Raw genomic sequence first — 21,122 nt, 5'->3', positions numbered from 1 at the left:
AGGGGAGGGAGAGTCCAAGGAGATTTGGTAATGAGCAAACAACTGCAAGACGCCTACATCGTCGCCGCCACCCGCACCCCCATCGGCAAGGCGCCGCGTGGCATGTTCAAGAACACCCGCCCGGATGACCTGCTGGTGCGTGCCATCCAGTCCGCCGTGGCGCAGGTGCCGGGCCTGGATCCCAAGCTGATCGAGGACGCCATCGTCGGCTGCTCCTTCCCCGAAGGCGCACAGGGCCTCAACATGGCGCGCAATGCCGTGCTGCTGGCCGGCCTGCCCAACACCATCGGCGGCGTCACCATCAACCGTTACTGCGCCTCCGGCATCACCGCCATCGCCATGGCCGCTGACCGCATCCGCGTCGGTGAGGCCGATGTCATGATCGCCGCCGGTGCGGAATCGATGTCGATGGTGCCGATGATGGGCTTCCATCCTTCCATCAACATCAATGCCTTCAAGGATGAGAACGTCGGCATGGCCTATGGCATGGGCCTGACCGCCGAGAAGGTGGCGCAGCAGTGGAAGGTCTCGCGTGAAGCGCAGGACGAGTTCTCGCTGGCCTCGCACCAGAAGGCCATCGCCGCACAGCAGGCCGGTGAATTCGCCGACGAGATGACCTCGGTCGAGATCGTCGAGCGCTTCCCCAACCTGGCCACCGGCGCAATCGACATCAAGACCCGCACCGTCGCCCTGGACGAAGGTCCGCGCGCCGATTCCAACCTGGCCGCGCTGGCCAAGCTGAAGCCCGTCTTCGCCGCCAAGGGCAGCGTCACGGCCGGCAACAGCTCGCAGACCTCCGATGGCGCAGGCGCGCTGATCATCGTTTCGGAAAAGATCCTCAAGCAGTTCAACCTGACCCCGCTGGCGCGCTTCGTCTCCTTCGCCGTGCGCGGCGTGCCGCCGGAGATCATGGGCATCGGTCCGAAGGAAGCGATTCCTGCGGCCCTGAAGGCCGGTGGCCTGACCCAGGACCAGATCGACTGGATCGAACTGAACGAAGCCTTCGCGGCACAAGCGCTGGCCGTCATCGGCGACCTGGGCCTGGACCCGAGCAAGGTCAACCCCATGGGCGGTGCGATTGCCCTGGGCCACCCGCTGGGAGCCACCGGTGCGATCCGTGCCGCCACCACCATCCATGCACTGCGCCGCAAGAACCTGAAGTACGGCATGGTGACCATGTGCGTGGGCACCGGCATGGGTGCGGCGGGCATCTTCGAACGCGTCTGATCCGCGCCCGCAAGGCCTGATGCAAAAGCCGCACTGCGCATGCCGTGCGGCTTTTTTCATGAACCTTATAAATCATTTATAACATTCAAGGAGACTGTGCAGATGGATATCCAGCTCACCAAGGCCGATGGCATCCTGACCATCCACTTCGATCGCGAAGACAAGAAGAACGCCATCACCGCGGCCATGTATCAGCAGCTGGCCGATGCCTTGAAGGAGGCCGAGACTGACAATGCGGTCCGCGCCATCCTCTTCACCGGCAAGCCCAAATCCTTCTCGGCGGGTAATGACCTGGAAGACTTCCTGAAGAATCCGCCCAAGACCCAGGATGCGCCGGTATTCCAGTTCCTGTGGCAGATCAGCCATGCCAGCAAGCCCATCGTGGCCGCCGTCTCCGGCGTGGCCGTGGGCATCGGTACCACGCTGCTGCTGCATTGCGACCTGGTGTATGCGGCCGACAATGCCAAGTTCTCGATGCCCTTCACGCAACTGGGTTTGTGCCCGGAGGCGGCGTCTTCACTGCTGTTGCCGCATATCGCCGGTTACCAGCGTGCGGCCGAGAAGCTGTTGCTGGGCGAAGCCTTCGGCGCAGACGAAGCCTGCCAGATGGGAGTGGTCAACCGCGTGCTGCCGCTGGAGGAGTTGCTGCCCTATGCGCAGCAGCAGGCAGCCAAGCTGGCGGCGTTGCCGGCGGCCTCGATCCGGGTGACCAAGCAGTTGATGAAGAAGAATCGCGTCACCGCGACCGAGCAGCAGATGGTGGCCGAGATCGAGCACTTCTCGCGCATGCTGACCGCGCCCGAGGCCAAGGAAGCGTTCACGGCTTTCTTCGAGAAGCGCAAGCCGGATTTCACGCAGTTTTCCTGATGTCATGGTGCATCTCCTGCGGTTGGTGCTGCGGGAGGCGCCATCTGACCGGCAGTGGTTTTGAACGGTAAATCGCAGTGCGATGTGGTACTGAAATTCTTCTAGCAGTCAGTGCAGCAAAAGAAATGAGAATTTCATCAAAAGTTACTTAATAATTACGTCGGCTTGTCCCGTTTTTCAACCTCCCATTAAGGCGCCAATTCTAGGATTTCTTCGCTATCGCAGCGGATCCCGACTGGCTAACATCGTCCTCCTTTTCATCTCGTTCCAACGCAGGTGAGGCTTTCAAGGAGGAGGCATGCACGAGACCTTTCAAGCATTGACCCGGCTGATGCAGAGCCAGGAGCATCGGCGCTTCCTGCGCCTGCACTTTCCGCATCAGGATGCCCCTGCCGCTCGCTTCGCAGTGCATCAGATTGAGGCCGAGGAAGGTCTCTCCCGTGATTTTTCCTTCAAGGTCGAATTGCTGTCGGATGAGCCCAGCCTGTCCCTCAAGGAGATACAGGGAAAGCTGCTCAATGTGGCCATGGTCCGATCCGATGGCAGCCTGCGCTATTTCTCCGGTTATGTCTTCGGCTTTCGTCGCCTCCATTCGGACGGCGCGCTGACGCTCTATGAAGCCTGGCTAGGTCCCTGGCTGAAATTCCTTGCTTTGCGCAAGGATAACTATCTTTTCCACGGCAAGACTCTGCGGGAGCAGAGTGAAAGCATCTTCTCGGATTATTCCTTTTATCCCCGGTGGGAATGGCAGGTCAGCGGCGAAGATCCGCCCATGACCGATGCCTGCCAGTTCAACGAAACCGACTTCAATTACTTGTGCCGCCGCTGGGAAGCCGCAGGCTGGCATTACTTCTATCGGCATGATGAACAGGGACATACGCTCGTCGTCGCCAGCGATTCCAGCTGCTGCCTGCCCATTGATTGTGGTCCTGAGGTGCGCTTTCACGATCAGGGCGGGGCGAGTGAGGAGGATGGCATACACCGCTGGGCATGCACGCGCGAGATGATGCCGGCCAGCGTGGCCTTGAGTTCGTTCAACTTCAAGGATCCGCGTCCGGTCTGGCGCGATGCGCCCACGCTGAACCAGCAGGGATGCGTGCCGCATGTGGAGTCGTATGAATATGCCGGTGCCTATGGATTCCGCAATGCCGATGCCGGATACGAGATGGCCAAGCTGCGCATGGAAGAAGTGGAGGCCATTGCCAAGTCTTATCAAGGCGAAGGCAATTGCCGCTACATCGAACCGGGTCGTTACTTTCGCCTGGTTGATCACTTCAACCACGGACCGCACGGCCGGAGTGATGCCACCGGCAAGGATGACTTCCTGATCCTCTCCGTGAAGCACAAGGCAGTCAACAATGTATTGCAGCGAGCACCATCAGAGCGCTCCCGCTATGAGCAATGGCTCACGTGCACACGTCGCTCCATCCCCTGGCGACCAGGACGCCAGTTCAACAGCGAAGACACGCGGATACTGGCACCGCAGACGGCCACCGTCGTAGGTCCTTCCGGCCCGGACAGCATTCATACGGACGAGTATGGCCGGGTGCGCGTCCAGTTTCACTGGGACCGGATCGGTGGCAACGATGACCGCAGTTCGGCCTGGATCCGGGTTGCCGGGCCATGGGCTGGTGCTGAGCTTGGGAGCGCGGCCATTCCCCGGGTGGGCTCGGAAGTCATCGTGCACTGGCTATCCGGTGACCCTGACCGGCCGATCATTCTTGCTGCCGTGGCCAATCGCTGGAACATGCCGCCCTGGACCTTGCCTGAGCAGCGGGCACTTTCCGGCTTGCGTAGCCGCGAGCTGGCGCCGGGCACGGGAAATGCACCGGGAGGACGCGGCAATCATCTGATTCTCGACGATACGACTGAACAGCTGCAGGTTCAGTTGAAGTCCGATCATCAATGCAGTCAGCTCTCGCTGGGTCACATCGTGCGCATAGAGCGGACGCAGGGCCGGGAAGAGGCCCGTGGAGAGGGCTGGGAGCTGGCCACCAATGCGTGGGGTGTGGCGCGTGCTGGCCGCGGCATGCTCATTACCACCGAGGCACGCCGCAATGCGGGAGGCCCGGCCAAGGATTTGGGCGAAACGGCACAACGTCTGGCGCTGGCACAGCAAGCCTTGGAGCATCACGCCGACTTTGCCGAACAATGCGGTGCGCTGGTGCCGGGGGAGTTGTCGGACATGGCTGCTGCGCTGCATAAGCAGAACAATGCCATCTCCGGAAAGGGTTCCGTTGCCGGGAGCGCAGCTTTTCCCGAGTTCGCCACGCCGCAACTGGTGCTGGCGAGCCCTGTCGGCATCGCCGGCAGCACGGACGGATCCACCCATCTTTCCAGCACGGAACATACCGTCGTCAGTACCGGCGGCACTGTGGCCGTTACAGCCGGAAACAGCTTCTTTGCCAGTGTGCGCAATAGCTTGCGCTTATTGGTGCACCGGGCCGGGATGAAACTCATCGCGGCGGCGGGCAATATCGACATGCAGGCACTGAGCGACAGCATCCACCTGCTGGCCAAACTCAAGATCACGCAGACAGCCGGGCAAATCACGATCACGGCGAAGGAAGAGATCCTCATCAATGGTGGTGGAAGTTACGCCCGCTTCAGTGGCGATGGCGTCGAGTTCGGAACCAGTGGCGACTTTATCGTGCATGCCGCCAATCATGAATTCACTTCACCCAAATCAATGAATGCGCAACTGGTGATTCCTGCTCAGGGCGGATTTGACAACGCGGGTGCGTTTCTCTTTTCGGCCTGATCGACGCGAGACTCTCTCATGATCATTACCTATCCCATTCGTCTGCCCTACGTAGCCGGAGCGGAACAGCGTGTCGTCCCCGATGCGCTCTATCACCAGAGTGAAATTCTGAGCGGCTCTTATCCAATGGGGAAGAATCGATTCTGGCATGGCGGAGTGCACCTTCATCCGGCGGATCGCAACACGCCCATCCGCGCGATTGCTGCTGGCGAGCTGGTGGCCTATCGCTATGACGATACCGATACCGGAGATGAACTCTTTGAGAAGGCCAGCTATTCGCGCAGCTTCATTTTGCTCAGGCATGAGACGGAACTTGGCCAGACCTCACTGGGTACCAGCAAGCTGGTGTTCTATTCGCTCTACATGCATCTGCGAGCGTGGAGCAAGGTCAAGGAAAAATCGGGAGAGCAGGCCATCAATTTCCTGAAGAAGAGGATTCCCGAAAGGCCACGCATGAAGAACAAGTCTCCGCTGATCGACAAGCAAGGTCGGCCAATCATGGAGCCAGCCCATGATGAGACGGTCCTGCCTGCGGCAGATGGCCAGATACAACTGGGGACTGACTTTTCGCGTGTGCAGCGCGGCGATGTACTGGGCTATTGCGGCAGCATTCCCGACAACCTGGCCACACCGTCTCAGGGTATTCATTTCGAAATCTTCTTTGAGGATCCTCGTTTTCTTCAAAACCCGATGCAGGCGATCTGGGGCAAATGCTGGCTGACAGGCAGCCTCAGGGTATTGGACGAACTGCTCGTGAAGCATGAGCTGGAAGTGGATCCCGAAAAGCCATTGATCCTGGTGGAGGATAAAGACAAGGACAAAGACAAAGGCGGGTGTCTCAATATTCAGACCGAGGACAAGAAGAACTGGTGGATCGAGAAGGACCAGTTCGTGGAGACAGAAGTACCTGCCGATCTCAAGAAAAAGACAGCCGCGAGGAAGGCCTACATGCCGACAGGGAAGCGGCTCATCGGCTATGCCAAGAATCCTGTCACGAATGCCCACACATTGGAAGCTGGCACTTTGATCGTTCCGTGGAGCAGACCGTGGTTGATTGCCGGCGAATTCCAGGAGCGCCAATATGAAGGCAAACTCTGGATCCAGATTTTCAAACCGGATCCAAACAAGATCTTCTGGGCGGAAAAAAGTGCGGTGAAGTATCTCAGCGATGCTGACTGGAAGGATTTCAGGAAGGTTGAGGAGCATGGTCAATTCAGTGCTGACGGCTTCATGGACGACGAGGGCCTGCAGCGCCTGATTCAGGAGAGTCAGAAAGGGCGCACCGACACGAAGACTGTGCAGTCAGACAAGGATGAAATGGTCCGCCATGTGGTCACCCGACACCCCCACCGAGTGGAGCAATCAGGGCATCGCTCAGCGCTATGAGCGTGTGACCAGGGAGGACTTCGGTGCGCAGAAATTGACGCCAGAGCAGTTTCAGAAGTTGATCCGACACATCGATCGCCAGACCTTCTGGGAGAAGGTGCCGGGATTGCCGGATGCGCGCGGAGTTTGGCATGTGCATCCGATCAAGTTTATTGAGCATCTGGCGAAGTGCATGTGGTTGTCGAAGGAAGAGCTGGCATTGGTTTATCCGTCCACGGGCTCTCTCGCTGCCGCCACGATCAGTCATGGCACCTCAGAAGAACTCCGGGAGAAGTATCGCGCTGAGATCAACAAGTGCTGTTTCAAGTATGGGCTCAACAGTCGGTTGCGGATGGCGCATTTCTTGGCGCAGGGAGCCGTTGAGTCGGTGAGTCTTACCTATATGCTAGAAGTGACGGACGGCCATGGTTATGAACACAGCGAACAACTCGGCAATGTTTCTCCTGGAGATGGGCCGCGATTCAAAGGGAGGGGATTCAAACAATTGACTGGACGCTACAACTATGGCGAGTACTGGGCGTTTCGCGGATGGTTATCCAAGGGATTGGATTTTGATTTTGGCTGGAACATAAAATCTGGCGGCAAAGGTGACAAAGAGAAACGTCCGCCGCTCATCAGGGATCCAGACCGCATTCTTGAAACGAATTTCAACTGTATTGATACAGCAGCGTGGTACGCCGTGCTGTTCAGGCACAAGACGATCGAAGCCATGGATATGGATGATGTCCGCGGCGTGACCCTTGCGATAAACGGCGGGAATGCAACCTTGGCGTGGGAACAAAAAGCCAATCTTCCCGACAGGAAAAACTTTACACAAAGGATCAAGAGAGTTTTGCAATGAGCCCTTTCTTCCGCCACTTGGTTCTCTTCGTCACCTTAATATTTCATGAAACTGGCCTCAGCAAAGAAAGGGAGGGAATTGACTATTCGCTATCAATATACCGTCAAACTGGTTTTGAAGAGCCTTTTCGCAGTCTATATATTGAAAAGTTGGTCCTGAAAAAGTCTGCCGCGATCGGAAAGACTCAAGTACTTAGGATCAATAGAGCTCTCGAAGAGAGATATGCGTCGGTATATGCCGAGGCGCGCAGCTGTCATGAGCCGGAATTCAGGCATCCATGGGGCTATCGCTTCCTCCATCAGAAGATCTATTCAGCCCATGGAGTGCTGGGCATCGTATTCGATTTCCAAGCGGCCTGCGGTGGCATCCCTTATTTTGGGAAAAGTGTAAAGAACTTCTCTATCAGAACAGGTAAGGCAATTTCAAGTCATCAGATCGTTAAAAAATATGCGCCGTCGCTGTTTGAGGCTGGTGCAGTCGCCAAGGGCAGTCTTCTTGTCCTTGGCGAAGATGCTGCCGAGATTCTGATTGAGCAGAATGGACACTTGTTGACACCTGACTTGAAAGAATTCTGTAGTTTCCACTTCAAGACTACGGCTTTCCACATCTTGATAAGGAACGAGGGATTGTTTCTCATGCCGTTATTCCAGCGGCCTTATTCGGCATGTCAAAAGGAATATCCAATCAGAAGATGAATGCCTGCGGTCTGTCTACCAGTCAAACTGGACCCGCGGAAGGTTGCTCTCTCTATTCATTATTCCCTGACCTATTGTCATCAAGCAGATGGCATTTGATCGGATCAAAGGCGATACCATGAAAAAATTGCTCCTGTTAACAGCCGCACTGGGAGCGGCCATTCTTAGTCCCTGCACTCAAGCACGAGAACTCGAACTCGACGATCAAAAATTCGATATTTCCGTCTACAGGAAAACCGGTCCACGTGACGCAATGAATCGCATCTATACCGAGAAGATAAGAGTGAAACCAGGAGGACGGATATCGAAGGACGCAGCCAGCCAGATTCATGCCGCCATGGAAAAGTTTTATCAATCGCTGTTTGCACAGGGAAAAACCTGTCGTCCCGATCCACAAGGTGGTGCATGGGCTTATGAAGCGGAGTTTGATGAAGCCCTGATGGCGTTCCGGACCATGAGCATCGTCTTCAACGTCACCAGTGCATGCGCCGGAAAGCATGTCTTCGACAAAGTGGGATGGACCTTCGAAATCAGCACTGGAAAACAGCTTCCACCCATAGCGCTGATCAATCGCTACGTCCCCTCCCTGCGCAAGGCAGGTGTCCGCACGAATGGAAATTTCCTGCAGTTGAACAAGGATGCAGTCGCACTGGTCATGTCCAACCTGAAGCCGGAGATAAAGACGGCCTGCCTGGATTATTTTGAGCGATCCAACTATGGTGTATGGCTTGATGAGGAAGGCGGCGTCGTCTTCTCTCCCGTCTTTGACTATCGCTACCTGAACTGCGCAGGCCGCTACTACATGGCCGCTGAGAAATGAAAAGCTGCGAGAACGCAGAGATCACCACACCCTCGCTACTTCCAGCTGCTCTTCCCCGAAGCAATCACCTCCACCGGCTCCACCCGCTGCTCATAGGGATGGCGCAACACGATGCGGCTGGCGAATTTCTCGATGCCGATCTCGTCCTCCAGCAGGCGTTCCATCAACTCCTGGAACAGCGCCACGGTGGGCGAGACGATCTTGAGCAAATAGTCATACCCCCCGCTGACGTTGTAGCACTCCACGATTTCCGCATACTTGGCCGCGCCCTGTTCGAACTTGCGAAAGTCGGCAGGACGGTGGCTGCCAAGCGTGATTTCGGAGAACACCACGACATGGCTCCCCAATTTGTCCAGCGCGACCCGGGCTGCATAGCCGGCGATGACGCCGGTTTCTTCCATGCGCTTGGTCCGGGTCAGGCAGGGACTGGGACTGAGATTGACGGCCTCGGCCAGCTCCACGTTCGAGCACCGGCCCTCGCGCTGCAAGTGCTCGAGGATCTTGATGTCGGTGCGGTCGAGAGGGTCGGTAGGTCGCATGGTCCGATCATAGCACCGCATCCCCGGCCTCAGGCTCAACGCCCCGCCGCCGATCGCGCTTCCGTCAGCGACTCGTCCAGCGCATCGATCACCATGCCCGCCTGCTCCGCGGTCAGCACCAGCGGCGGCCGGATCTTGAGTACGTTGTGGCCCATCGCGCAGGCGCTGAGCAGCACGCCCTTCTGACGCATGCGGTTGACCACCTCGCTGGTGAGCGCGCGGTCAGGCGTGCGCTGCGTCCGGTCCGAGACCAGTTCGACACCCACGAACATGCCCGCACCGCGCACGTCGCCGATCGCTTCGTGTCGTGCGGCCAGCGCACGGATGCCGTCAAGCAGCACGCCACCGACCTCCCGTGCATGGGGAATCAGGCCTTCACGTTCAATCGTCTTCAGCACCGCCAGCGCAGCGGCACACGAGACCGTATTGCCGGCAAAGGTATTGAAGTAACGCGAGCGCTGCCCGAACTCCTGCAACACATCGGCCGTCGCCAGAATGCCTGCGACCGGCTGGCCATTGCCCATCGGCTTGCCCATGGTCACGATGTCCGGCGCAATCCCGTGGCGCTGGAAGCCCCACATGTGCTCGCCGGTGCGGCCGAAGCCCGGTTGCACTTCATCGGCGATGAACAGGCCGCCGGCCTCCTTGATGGCCTGCACCGCGCCCTGGAGGAAGCCCGCTGGTCCCGGCAGGATGCCGTCACTGGTGAAGAGTGAATCAACGATCACGGCAGCAGGCCGGATGCCGTGCCGTTGCAGGTCGGCGATGGCGGCTTGCACGTCGCGGGTGAATTTTTCTCCCAAATCCTGCCCCGGCGCATGATAGGCACGCGGGGCCGGCACCAGGCGCACATGCGGTCCCAGGTTGACGCTGCTGCCCAGCGACGGCGAGAACTGCGAGACCGCATCGGTGATGCCGTGATACGCCGTGTCGGTGACGATCACGCCGGTGCCGCCGGTGCGGACCTTGGCGATGCGATAGGCCAGGTCATTGGCTTCGCTGCCGGTGCAGGTGAGCATCAGGTGCGCCAGCGATGTCTCCGGCACCGTCGCCAGCAGGCGTTCGGCCAGCTCCAGGATGGTGTCATGCAGGTAGCGCGTGTTGGTGGCCAGCGTCTGCACCTGTTCGCAGATCGCTGCGGTGACGGCCGGATGGCAGTGTCCCAGCGAAGTGACGTTGTTGTACACATCCAGATAACGCCGCCCCTGCGGATCGATCAGCCACACGCCTTCGCCGCGCACGATGTGCAAGGGATGTTCATACATCAGCCGATACGCCGGCCCCAGCAGGGCATTGCGTCGTTCGATCAGGGCCCCGGTGACGGGCCCGACGTCGGCACGGCCGGGGATGTAGGCGTTGACCATGGTGAGGTCGGTAGGGGTGCTCATGCAATGCTCCTGTGTCAGATGTCGGAAAGCAGGCGGTCACGCGCGTCCTGCCGTGGCAGGTCGGCCAGCTGGCCGAGCGCCTCCCAGGCTGCCGGGTTGTGCCGCATGATGTAGGCGCGGTTGTGGGGATAGCGCACCGCGCGCCATTCGGAAATGAGCGCCGTGACCAGATGGCGCGTGACCATGAGGTCGGCGACGATCTCCTGTTCCGGCGCGGTCAGCGGCAGCACGGCGTGATAGGCCGCGACGAACTGCGCCGGACCGGAAAACGGATCCTCGCTGCCAGTCATGTGGAAGGCTGCCGCCGTGGCGACTTCACCGACCAGCGGCGCATGCAGCATGTCGCCGAAATCGATGATGCCAGTGATGCGCTCCAGCTCCTGCGGTGCCACCAGCACGTTGTAGAGGTGATAGTCGTTGTGGATCACCTGCGCCCGCACGTTGCCCAGGCGCGGCAGCACATCTCGTTCGAAGCGCGCCATGAAGTGCCGTGCCAGCTGCTGCTTGGCCGGATCCTGCAGGCTTTCCATCTTGTCGCGCAAGCGGTGCGCTGTGGAGACATTCCACAGCAGGTCATGATGCGCCCCGGTATGGCTGAATCCTTGCAGGGCCAGGTCCAGCCTGGCCAGGCCACTGCCCATGGCGCGCCGCTGGCCGTCGCTGCGTTCGGTGTGCTTGATCTGTACGCCGTCGAGGTAACTCAGCAGGCGCACCATGCTCACGCTGCCATCCGGCAGTGTCACCTGCTCGATGCTTTGCCCGCTCAAGGAGCGCAGTACGCGCGGAATCGGAAGATCCGGTGCCGCCCGCGCGATGTGATCCAGCGCGGCGATCTGGAAATCCACCACCGCCGCCTGTTCGGAAGGATTGCTGATCTTCAGCACGTAGCGCGTGCCATCGGCGCTCTCGATGCAGGCATTCTGGTCGCGCTCACCTCCCAGCGCGCTGGACTTGCCCGCGATGCCATAGCGGGCGGCGGCCAGTTGTTCCAGCGCTGCCGGCGCAAGATCAGGTGCCGCCGTATTCAAGGCGGCGGGTTCTTGCAATGCGGTCTCAAGCATGATGCGTCCCGTCTCTCGTAGGCGCGACGGCAGCCATCAAAGGCCGACCAGCGTGGCCAGCTGGCGGAAGTCCGTCAGCCGGCTCACGCCATAGCCATCGCAGTAGGGCTCGTGATTGCGGTCGATGTAAGCCTTGCCCATGAAGCCGAGATCCTTGGCCGTCATCAGGTCATAGCGGAAGCTCGACGAGCAATGCACCATCTCTTCCGGGCCGCAGCCCAGCTGGTCGAACATGTATTCAAAGGCCTGCCCGCGCGGCTTGTAGGCTTGCGCTTCCTCGGCGGTGTAGACCGCATGGAAGGGCGCTTTGAGGTGCGCCACGCTGTGCGGGATCAGGTCGATCATGGAGTTCGAGAGGATCACCAGCGGGATGTGGGGCGCGATCTTCTCCAGCGTTTCCACCACATGCGGATGTGGCTGCCAGGTCGGCACGGCCGCATAGAGGGCCTGGCCATCGCTGTCCCGGCATTCCACGCCATGGGCGTGGCAGGTGCGGCGGATGGCGTTGTCCACCACCTCCAGGAACGGTTTCCAGGCGCCCAGCACTTCGTCGAGACGATAGAAACGGAAGCTGTCCAGGAAGGCCGGCATGCGCTTCTCGTCGACACGATCGGCAAAGAGCATGCGGGCGGTCGGGCCCATTTCAAAATTGATCAGGGTGCCATAGCAGTCAAAACTGATGTACTTCGGCTTGAAAGTCATTTGCTCAAACTCCTTCGTTGGGGATGGAAGAAGTATGGCCGCCGGCCTCCAACTAATAATTTTTATTGCGCCGGGATCGGAGCAGCTTCTACTTTTAAACGGCGGCTTTCCGGCATTTTGCGTTACGCAGGGCGCTCTTCCTGCGGACAGCCAGCAGGGGCGGGCGTTGCACGAGCATTAACCTGGGCTTAATGCTGCGTTCAATGAGCATTAATCACCGTATCGGGAGCCCGCACCATAATCAGACCTACCCTGTTGCGGCCTCGTCCCCTGCGTTCATGATCCGGCTGCCGACTGTCGATGGAGCTCCTGATGCAATTGAAGTCGTACTGGCTGGACACCTCATCCCCCTTCGTCAGCACCCACACCGCCTTGCCGGGCGACGGATGCGACGTACTGGTCGTCGGTGGCGGCATCACCGGTTCAGCGGCTGCCCTGGCGCTGGCGCGCAAGGGGGCCAGGGTGGTGGTGTGCGAAGCGGATATCGTCGGCGGTGCCGCCTCCGGCCGCAACGGCGGCATGTGCAACAACGGCTTCGCGCAGGACTACGCTGCCCTGTCACAACGCCTGGGAACGGAATGGGCCAACCGGCTCTATCGCGCCTTCGATGCCGGCGTCGATATGGTGGAACGGCTGGTGCGCGAGGAATCCATCGACTGCAGTTTTGCACGCTACGGCAAGCTCAAGCTGGCGGCCAAGCCCGAGCACGTCGACAAGCTGGCGCGCAGCCAGGCCCTGCTGGCCGCCAACGTGGACGCTGACACGCGCCTGATCACCCGCGCCGAGCTGCGTGACGAACTGGGCAGCGACCGTTACTACGGTGGACTGCTGATGGAAAAGAGTGCCGGCATGCATGTCGGCCGCTATGTGCGCGGCCTGGCCCACGCTGCCCAGCGGCGCGGTGCGATCTACCTCGAACACACTCCCGTGCTGGGCCTGAAGGCGCAAGGAGGCGGCTACCAGGTGCAGACGCGTGCAGGCAGCCTGCGCGCCAGCCAGGTGCTGGTGAGCAGCGGCATTTCCCAGGTTGGTCCGTTTGGCTGGATACGCCGCCGCATCGTGCCGGTCGGCGCTTTCCTGATCGTCACCGAACCCTTGCCGGCGGAGCTGCTGGCACAGTTGCTGCCGACGCGGCGCATGTACACCGACACCAAGAATTTTGTAAATTATTTCCGCGCTACGCCGGACAATCGCCTGCTCTTCGGCGGACGCGCGCGTTTCGCGGTGTCCAATCCGCAGTCCGATGCCCGGAGCGGCGAGATCCTGCGCAGCCAGATGCTGGAGGTCTTCCCGCAACTGGCCAAGGTCCGCATTGACTATTGCTGGGGCGGAATGGTCGACATGACGGTGGACCGCCTGCCGCGTGCCGGACAGCGCGATGGCGTGTTCTATTCCATGGGTTACAGCGGCCACGGCACCCACATGGCCAGCCTCATGGGAACGCTGATGGCCGAGGTCATGGACGGCAGGGCCGATCTCAATCCATGGAAAGATTTCGACTGGCCGGCCATTCCCGGTCATCTGGGCAAGCCCTGGTTCCTGCCCTTGGTCGGGGCCTGGTACCGGCTCAAGGATTGGCTGCAGTGATGTGTGCCGGGCTCACGATGAGCCGGTCGCGTCCGGCGCGCTTGGCGTCATACAGGGCCGCATCGGCCAGCGCCATCAGGCTTTCCAGCGCCAGTGCCGGCTTGGTGTAGAGACTGACGCCCACGCTCAGGCTCACCGCCTCGGGAGTGGCCACGCCCTTGCGCGCCACGTGGGAGAAGGCCATCCGCAACTGTTCGCCGAGATGGGCAACTTGTTCTTCACGCACATCCTGCAACAGGATCACGAACTCATCCCCGCCCAGCCGCGCGGCCAGTGCATCGGCGGGCAAGACTTCACGCAGCAGCGTGCTCAGGGCTTCCAGCAACTTGTCGCCGGCGGCATGGCCGTGCAGATCGTTGACCTGCTTGAAGTTGTCGATGTCGATCAGCAACAGCGCGCCCGGATGGGCCTCGCTGGCCCGTGCCAGCAGCGCCGGTGCGCGCGCCTGCAGGGCGCGCCGGTTCAGCAGTCCGGTCAGGGGATCACGTGCGGCCAACTGCCCGATGCGTTCTTCGCGGCGATGGCGCTCGGTGCCGGTCATCGACAAGGCGATCAGCATCACCGCCATCGATCCCTCCACCAGCGACACCTGGATCAGCACGCCGCCAAAGGCCGCCAGATCCACGAACGCCCCCAGCGCCAGCGCCGAGACCGCCTTGGCCACATAGAACAGTCCATGGATCAGCAGCACGAAGCGCAACTGCACTGCGCCCACGCTCAACGACGCACCATGCGGACGCAGCAGGGCGCTGGCCTGCAAGGTGAGGGCGGCGATCATCAGCGATTGCAGTCCCAGCATCACGCGCGACCACCAGGCATGTGCGGGCAGCAACAGCATCAGCAGCCACAGCAAGGCAATCAGCCACCAGGCGCGCGAGATGCGGGTGCGCGTGAACCAGGCCACGCCCGCCAGGAAGCAGGCATGCGCCGCGATCAGCAAGCCGTTGGCGAACCAGATGCCGACCAGCAGATAGCCGCGCGAGCGCAGCAACGCAAGGAAGGAGCCGACCGTGATGATGGCGAAGCCGCTGCTCCACAGCAGCAGCGAGCGTTCCCGGACGCTGGTCCATTCGATGGCCAGGTAGAGCGAAGCGGCCGCCGCCAGCGCGATGGTGAGGATGAGAAGAGTGGAGGGATCGAGAGCCATGACAGGAGCAGCGCCAGTTTGCCGCGCAGTAAATACGGCTCCATTTTAGCCTTCCGGCACGATGCCTCCGGAAATCCCTCCGCAGGAGGTGTTGCTGCAGGAGAACTCAGTCTGCCGCCGCCGGCCCGGCAGGTGCCGTTGATGCTTCTCCAGCGTCTGCCGCCGTCGTGCTGTCGGCAGCTTGTTGCGGCGAGAGATGCGGCAGTTTCCTGTTGATCAGGGGCAAGTTCTGACGTTCGCTGCCATCGGGCATGACGGCTTGTTCGGCCGATAACCAGTTGCCGTTGTCTTGGGACATGAGGGTTCTCCAGGTCATGAAAGGGGTCCAGCAAGCCCGGAGCTTGTCTCTTCCACGCCAACAACTCGTTGATACATCTCAATGGGACTCATGTTTTGATGGGAATTCTTCTTATTCATTGGATAATACCCGCCATCGGTAGCGCTACCTTGGGCAGGTGGCCGCCGCCTCTGCCTCGCCGCTCGGCGGGCAGCGCAACTGGGCACCACGGGATGGGGATGTGAACGAACTCAAGACAGAAACCGGTGCCGGCGACCACGCGTCCCGGCTTGCATTGCGACAACTGATTCGCGCGGACCAGCTCACGGCGGCCCGCCATACCGTCATGCTGTCGATCCCGGTGGCCTTCGTGCTGAGCGGCATCTCCACCTTTGTGGCCTGGCATTCCGGCAAATTCTGGGTGGCACTGATCTGGCTGGCCTGCGCCACGCTGGTCAACCTGGTGCGGATCCCCCTGTGCCGCCTCTCACCGCAACGCGTGGCGCAACTGGTGCCGTGGATGGCCCCGCGCGGTCAGGTGCGCGACGCCAGCGACGTGGTGGAACTGAACCTGCGCCTGCACTGGATCCTCGCCCTGATCTCGGGCTTCGCCTGGGCCGGCATGCCCTGGCTGAGCGAAGGCTATACCACACCCGAGACCCTGTTCTATCTGACCTGCGTGTGCGGCATCACGGCCGGTGCGGTCACCCACGGTTTCGCCTTCGCTCGCATCCCGATCAGCTTCATCACGCCGCCGCTGCTGTCGGTGATCTTCTGCCTGTTTGCCTTCAATCGCACGCCGACCCGCCTGGCGCTGGCAGCGACGGCCGTGATCTACCTGGCCGGCCTGATCCGCGGTGCCCGCGTGGGCGAGCGCATGTTCGCGCGCGCCTGCGCCCTGAAGAACGAAGCCACTACCGCCAGCCAGGCCCTGGCCGTGGCCCACGAAGACCTGCGCCAGTTCGCTGCGCGCATGCAATACCAGGCCGAACACGATCTGCTGACCGGCCTGCTGGACCGTGCCGGTTTCATGCAGGTGGCCACGCAGGTCCTGGTGCAGCAGCGGGAACGCCAATGCCTGATGTTCCTTGACCTGGATGGCTTCAAGGTCATCAACGATGCCTACGGGCACGAAGCGGGCGATCAGGTGCTCATCGAAGTGGCACGCCGCCTGCAGGCGGCCTTGCCCGAGGGCGCTACGCTGGCGCGCCTGGGCGGCGACGAATTCGTGATCCTCTATCCGCTCACCGCCCACGCGGAGCCGCCGGAGCATGTGGCGCAGCGCCTGATCGCAGCGATGCGCCAGCCCTTCGCGCGCCTGGCCCATCGTCACATCGGCCTGAGCCTGGGCATCTACCTGTCACGTGGCGACGATATCAACGAGATGCTGGTCTGCTCGGATGCCGCCATGTACGAGGCCAAGCGCCGTGGCCGCAATCAGTACCAGGTCTTCAATGCGGCGCTGGATGCGCATCTGCAGATGAAGCGCGATGTCGAACGTGATCTGGCGCAGGCGCTGGCCGATGGCGAACTGCAGGTGTGGTTCCAGCCCATCGTCTGCGAGGACGGGCGCGCCCTCGACGGCTTCGAAGCGCTGGTGCGCTGGACGCATCGCCGCCATGGTCCGATCGCGCCGCCCGATCTGATCGAGATCGCGGCGCTGGCAGGACTGTCGGAAGAGCTGCTGCGTTTCATCATGGGCGAGGTGGCGCACATGATCCAGTTCATGCGGGACAACGGCCGCAGCGACCTGCGCGTGTCGATGAACATCTCGCCGCGCGAAATGGAGCGCATCATCATCGAGGATCTGGTGGTGGGCACCCTCAAGCGCCAGAACCTGCCGGCGCAGATGCTGGAAATCGAGATCACCGAAGAGACCGCGCTCGACCTGCAGGCCGCCACCCAGACCCTGACCGCGCTGGCGCTGCAGGGCGTGAGCATCGCCATCGACGATTTCGGCGTGGGCTATTCCTCGCTGGGCTTCCTGCGCCAGCTGCACGTCTCGCGCGTGAAGATCGACCGCAGCTTCGTCACCGGCCTGGCCGACCAGACCGAGAACCAGGCGCTGGTGTCGGCGGTGCTGCAACTGGCGGCCTCCTTCGGCTTCCAGGTGGTGGCCGAAGGCGTGGAGAGCGAGGAAGACCTGCAGGTCCTGCAATCCATGCATTGTCACGCCATGCAGGGGCATTATTTTGCTGAACCGATGCCCGCCGAACGCGCGCGCCAGCACGTGCTGGCACTGACTCCGGCCTGACCGTCCGCAGTCCCGCCCGCGACGGCGGATGCACCCGGACAAAGTTGAAGCAGATCAAGCTTTGTGTTCTCTGTCCGGTTTGCGGGCAATCCTGCAATTGAACTCACCTCCGCCTGAGGCTATGCTGCGACACAGCAAGCCCGCATGAGTGCGTCCGGCCTCATGCCATTCCCTCAGGAGGACACCATGTTTCCACCGACGCAGGCCACGCCTGCCGAGCGCTACGGTCAACTCATCCGCGATGCCCTGGGCGCGCAGGCGATGCGGGTCGCTGTAGTCCATCCCTGTTCTGCCGAGGCCTTGCAGGGCGCGCTGGAGGCGCGCGAAGAGGGCCTGCTGGAGCCGCTGCTGGTCGGGCCGGAAGCCCGGATACGGCGGGTCGCCGAAGAAGCCGGCCTGTCGCTGGCGGGCCTGCAGATCGAATCCACCGAACACAGCCACGCCGCCGCTGCGCGCGCCGTCGAGCTGGCGGCACAAGGGCAGGTATCCGCGCTCATGAAGGGCAGCCTGCACAGTGACGAACTGCTGGGGGCGGTCGTGGCCTCCGGCTCGGGACTGCGTACCGAGCGCCGCATCAGCCATGTGTATGCCATGGCCATTCCCACCTATGCCAAGCCGCTCATCATCACCGATGCCGCCATCAATATCACGCCCACCCTGGCGCACAAGCGTGACATCTGCCAGAACGCCATCGACCTGCTGCACGTGATGGGCGTGCCGCGTCCGCATGTGGCGGTGCTGGCGGCAGTGGAGACGGTCAACCCGGCCATGCCGTCCACGCTCGATGCAGCAGCCCTCACCGTGATGGCCACGCGCCATCAGATCACCGGTGCGCTGGTCGACGGTCCGCTGGCCTTCGACAATGCCATCAGCCTGCAATCGGCCAGCATCAAGCAGATTACTTCGCCGGTGGCCGGCAGTGCCGACATCCTGCTGGTCCCCGACCTCGAAGCCGGCAACATGCTGGCCAAGCAATTGATCTACCTGTCACAGGCCGAGGCCGCCGGGCTGGTGCTGGGGGCACGCGTGCCGGTCATCCTCACCAGCCGCGCCGACAGCCTGCGCGTGCGTCTGGCCTCCTCGGCACTGGCCCGTCTGTTCGCCTCGCGCAGCAAGGTGCAGGCGGTCGGCAAGGAGGCCGCATGAATCGCTGGCTGCTGACCTTCAATGCGGGATCGTCCTCGATCAAACTGGGCGTCTTCCGGATCGATGGCGAGCGCGCCAGCAAGATCGGCCACGGACAGCTCGACCTGCATCTGTCTCCCTTGCGGCTGCGCCTGGAGATCGAAGGCGTGGCGTCGGCCATGGCCATCGACGCCGATCCTGCTGCCTCCATGGACAAGGTACTGGAGCAGGTGCTGCACCAGCTGGAGGTAGGTCACGAGCAGGGCGCGCTGTGTGCAGTGGGCCATCGCGTGGTGCATGGCGGCTTGCATCTGGCCCATTCGGTACTGCTGGACGAGCGCATCGAACAGGAACTGGAATCCCTGGCCCCGCTGGCACCCCTGCACCAGCCGCAGAACCTGCGCCTGATCCGCGCCATCGGGCGCCTGCGCCCGGGCCTGCCGCAAACGGCCTCGTTCGATACCGCATTCCATGCGACGCAGGATGCACTGGCGCGCCGCTTCGCGCTGCCGCGCAAGCTGCATGACGAGGGCGTGCTGCGCTACGGTTTCCATGGCATTTCCTACCGCTACATCGCCAGTGAATTGCGCCGCCGCCAGTTGCCCGAGGCGCATGGCAACGTGGTGGTGGCGCATCTTGGCAATGGTGCCAGCCTGTGCGGCATCCAGAACGGGCGCAGTGTCGATGCCAGCACCGGATTCTCCACGCTGGAAGGCGTGCCCATGGGCACGCGCTGTGGTGCGCTCGATGCGGGCGTGCTGCTGTATCTGCTGCAGCAAGGGATGACGCCGGCGGAGCTGGAAGACTTGCTGTACCACCAGTCTGGCCTGCTGGGTGTGTCCGGGGTGAGTGCCGATGTGCGCACCCTGCAGCAGAGTACGGAACCCTCCGCGCGCGAGGCGCTGGAGTTGTTCGCGTTGCGCTGTGCCGGTGAAGCCGCACGCCTGGCGACCACGCTGGGCGGCATGGATGCGCTGGTCTTCACGGCCGGCATCGGCGAACACGATGCCCGCATGCGTGCGGCCATCTGCGCCCGCCTCGACTGGCTGGGCGTGCAGCTCGACGAAAGCGCCAACGCCCAGCATCTCGAATGCATCAGCCATCAGGCCAGCCGCGTGCGCGTACTGGTGATTCCGACCAATGAAGAACAGGTCATTGCCGACGATGCGGCAAGACTCATCCATGGGAGCCCCGCATGACGACCTCATCTGCCAGCCACGTCCACCATCCCGCACCAGAGCCTGCGGCCTGCGGGCCCGGTTGCGTACCGCTGTTCTGGCCCATGATGCTGGCCACCGAAGTTTTCCGCCAGGGACAGGAAGTGGTGGACAAGCATCTGCGCTTTCTGGAAGAAGAGACCAAGCTGCATTCCCTGCATCACCCGCAGATGGCCACCGCCAACCAGGTGCGCCTGACGCTGCGTACGCTGAGCTTGCGCGAATACGGCAAGCCCGCTGCCGCGCATGCGGTCCCGACGCTGGTGGTGGCTCCCTATGCGGGACACACCTCGGTGATCGCCGACTACTACCGCGGCCAGAGCCTGGTCGAAACGCTGATGGAACATGGCGTGCCGCACGTGTTCCTGACTGACTGGCACAGCGCCAGCGAGGACATGAAGGACCTGGAGATCGACAACTACCTGGCCGATCTCTGCGTGGTCATCGATGAACTGGGCGGGCGCGCCAACCTGGTGGGCCTGTGCCAGGGTGGCTGGATCTCGGCCATGATTGCGGCGCGCTTCCCGCACAAGGTACAGCGGCTGGTACTGGCCGGCTCGCCCATCGACGCCGGGGCGGGAGCAGGGCCGCTCAAGCAGATGGTGGAGCGCACGCCGATTCGCTTCTACGAAGATCTGGTGCGTACCGGCGGCGGCCTCATGCGCGGCAGTTTCATGTTGCAGGGCTGGAAGAACATGCATCCCGACGAGCATTACTTCAGCGAACATGTGGACCTGTTCCAGCACATCGACGACCCCGTGTATCTGGCCAAGCGCGAGATCTTCGCGGCCTGGTACGAAACGCCGATCGACCTGCCGGGACGCTGGTATCTCCAGGCCATCCGCCAGATCTTCAAGGACAATCTGCTGGCACGCGGCCAGTACGTGGCGCTGGGCAAGATGCTGGACCTGCGCGATATCACCTGCCCGCTCTACCTGCTGGCCGGGGAACGCGATGACATCACCACGCCCGAGCAGGTGCTCAACGCAGCGCAACTGGTCGGTACGCCCGCGGCACATATCACGCAGCGCGTGGTGCCGGGCGGGCACATCGGCCTGTTCATGGGCGGGCGCACCCTGGCTGAGGCCTGGCCGCAGATCGCGCAGTGGCTCGCTGCATGAAGGCCGACCTCAGCTCGCGGAACTGATCTCCACCCGATTGCGGCCCGCTGACTTGGCGGCATACAGGGCCTGATCGGCTTCGGCCAGGAGTTGTTCGGCTTGCGCGT

Annotated in this window: 18 protein-coding genes; 12 read left to right on the top strand and 6 right to left on the bottom strand. The window is 61.7% G+C overall.

The window, feature by feature from the left end; translation table 11 throughout:
- The first annotated feature begins 30 nt into the window (after positions 1-30).
- From B3873_RS12350 to B3873_RS12320, 7 genes are all read left to right on the top strand, one after another.
- Positions 31-1,227 carry an acetyl-CoA C-acyltransferase gene (locus B3873_RS12350; protein WP_286866393.1) on the top strand — a complete coding sequence of 399 codons (1,197 nt, stop codon included), beginning with the start codon at positions 31-33 and terminating at the stop codon, positions 1,225-1,227.
- A gap of 102 nt (positions 1,228-1,329) precedes the next feature.
- Complete coding sequence (locus B3873_RS12345) at positions 1,330-2,094, top strand: enoyl-CoA hydratase (protein WP_286866390.1); 765 nt, start codon at positions 1,330-1,332, stop codon at positions 2,092-2,094.
- 298 nt (positions 2,095-2,392) lie between these two features.
- Entirely contained in the window at positions 2,393-4,855 is a 2,463-nt protein-coding gene (locus B3873_RS12340; protein ID WP_286866386.1) for a type VI secretion system Vgr family protein, read from the top strand.
- Positions 4,856-4,873: 18 nt separating this feature from the next.
- Positions 4,874-6,241: a hypothetical protein gene (locus B3873_RS12335; protein ID WP_286866383.1), complete on the top strand. Its 1,368-nt coding sequence runs from the start codon at positions 4,874-4,876 to the stop codon at positions 6,239-6,241.
- Complete coding sequence (locus tag B3873_RS12330; RefSeq protein WP_286866381.1) at positions 6,183-7,082, top strand: glycoside hydrolase family 19 protein; 900 nt, start codon at positions 6,183-6,185, stop codon at positions 7,080-7,082. The genes B3873_RS12335 and B3873_RS12330 overlap by 59 nt, the downstream gene beginning before the upstream one ends.
- Positions 7,079-7,777 carry a hypothetical protein gene (locus tag B3873_RS12325; RefSeq protein ID WP_286866379.1) on the top strand — a complete coding sequence of 233 codons (699 nt, stop codon included), beginning with the start codon at positions 7,079-7,081 and terminating at the stop codon, positions 7,775-7,777. The genes B3873_RS12330 and B3873_RS12325 overlap by 4 nt, the downstream gene beginning before the upstream one ends.
- Before the next feature lie 118 nt (positions 7,778-7,895).
- Positions 7,896-8,597 (top strand): hypothetical protein, encoded by a 702-nt coding sequence (locus tag B3873_RS12320; RefSeq protein ID WP_286866376.1) that lies wholly within the window; start codon positions 7,896-7,898, stop codon positions 8,595-8,597.
- Between the two features lie 35 nt (positions 8,598-8,632).
- On the opposite strand, the gene B3873_RS12315 is transcribed toward B3873_RS12320, so the two are convergent.
- The 4 genes from B3873_RS12315 to B3873_RS12300 are packed head-to-tail and all read right to left on the bottom strand — an operon-like array spanning position 8,633 to position 12,287.
- Complete coding sequence (locus tag B3873_RS12315; protein ID WP_039786302.1) at positions 8,633-9,136, bottom strand: Lrp/AsnC family transcriptional regulator; 504 nt, start codon at positions 9,134-9,136, stop codon at positions 8,633-8,635.
- A gap of 35 nt (positions 9,137-9,171) precedes the next feature.
- Positions 9,172-10,524: an aspartate aminotransferase family protein gene (locus B3873_RS12310; protein ID WP_286866374.1), complete on the bottom strand. Its 1,353-nt coding sequence runs from the start codon at positions 10,522-10,524 to the stop codon at positions 9,172-9,174.
- 14 nt (positions 10,525-10,538) lie between these two features.
- Positions 10,539-11,570: a phosphotransferase gene (locus B3873_RS12305; protein ID WP_286866373.1), complete on the bottom strand. Its 1,032-nt coding sequence runs from the start codon at positions 11,568-11,570 to the stop codon at positions 10,539-10,541.
- 51 nt (positions 11,571-11,621) lie between these two features.
- Entirely contained in the window at positions 11,622-12,287 is a 666-nt protein-coding gene (locus tag B3873_RS12300) for a haloacid dehalogenase type II (RefSeq protein WP_209533779.1), read from the bottom strand.
- Positions 12,288-12,599: 312 nt separating this feature from the next.
- On the opposite strand from B3873_RS12300, the gene B3873_RS12295 reads away from it, so the two are divergent.
- Positions 12,600-13,874, top strand: a complete 1,275-nt coding sequence (locus tag B3873_RS12295) for an NAD(P)/FAD-dependent oxidoreductase (RefSeq protein ID WP_286866370.1) — start codon at positions 12,600-12,602, stop codon at positions 13,872-13,874.
- Here B3873_RS12295 and B3873_RS12290 read toward each other — a convergent pair.
- Positions 13,855-15,021, bottom strand: a complete 1,167-nt coding sequence (locus B3873_RS12290) for a GGDEF domain-containing protein (RefSeq protein ID WP_286866368.1) — start codon at positions 15,019-15,021, stop codon at positions 13,855-13,857. The genes B3873_RS12295 and B3873_RS12290 overlap by 20 nt on opposite strands.
- Before the next feature lie 106 nt (positions 15,022-15,127).
- Positions 15,128-15,319: a hypothetical protein gene (locus tag B3873_RS12285; protein WP_134221096.1), complete on the bottom strand. Its 192-nt coding sequence runs from the start codon at positions 15,317-15,319 to the stop codon at positions 15,128-15,130.
- Between the two features lie 220 nt (positions 15,320-15,539).
- Here B3873_RS12285 and B3873_RS12280 point away from each other — a divergent pair, with 220 nt between their 5' ends.
- The 4 genes from B3873_RS12280 (at position 15,540) to B3873_RS12265 (ending at position 21,015) form a co-directional block, all read left to right on the top strand.
- Complete coding sequence (locus B3873_RS12280) at positions 15,540-17,552, top strand: putative bifunctional diguanylate cyclase/phosphodiesterase (protein WP_286866366.1); 2,013 nt, start codon at positions 15,540-15,542, stop codon at positions 17,550-17,552.
- A 186-nt stretch (positions 17,553-17,738) separates the two neighbouring features.
- Entirely contained in the window at positions 17,739-18,698 is a 960-nt protein-coding gene (locus B3873_RS12275; protein ID WP_348745739.1) for a bifunctional enoyl-CoA hydratase/phosphate acetyltransferase, read from the top strand.
- Positions 18,695-19,876 (top strand): acetate/propionate family kinase, encoded by a 1,182-nt coding sequence (locus B3873_RS12270; protein WP_286866364.1) that lies wholly within the window; start codon positions 18,695-18,697, stop codon positions 19,874-19,876. Before B3873_RS12275 ends, B3873_RS12270 begins: the two co-directional genes overlap by 4 nt.
- On the top strand, positions 19,873-21,015 hold the full coding sequence (locus B3873_RS12265) for an alpha/beta fold hydrolase (protein ID WP_286866361.1): 1,143 nt from the start codon (positions 19,873-19,875) through the stop codon (positions 21,013-21,015). The genes B3873_RS12270 and B3873_RS12265 overlap by 4 nt, the downstream gene beginning before the upstream one ends.
- The last annotated feature ends 107 nt before the right edge of the window (positions 21,016-21,122 follow it).

The organism is Herbaspirillum sp. UBA812 (genome assembly GCF_002296545.1).
Classification (GTDB): domain Bacteria; phylum Pseudomonadota; class Gammaproteobacteria; order Burkholderiales; family Burkholderiaceae_D; genus Herbaspirillum; species Herbaspirillum huttiense.
The sequence above is the reverse complement of the archived record's forward strand: the minus strand, read 5'-3'. Positions and strand labels throughout refer to the sequence as shown.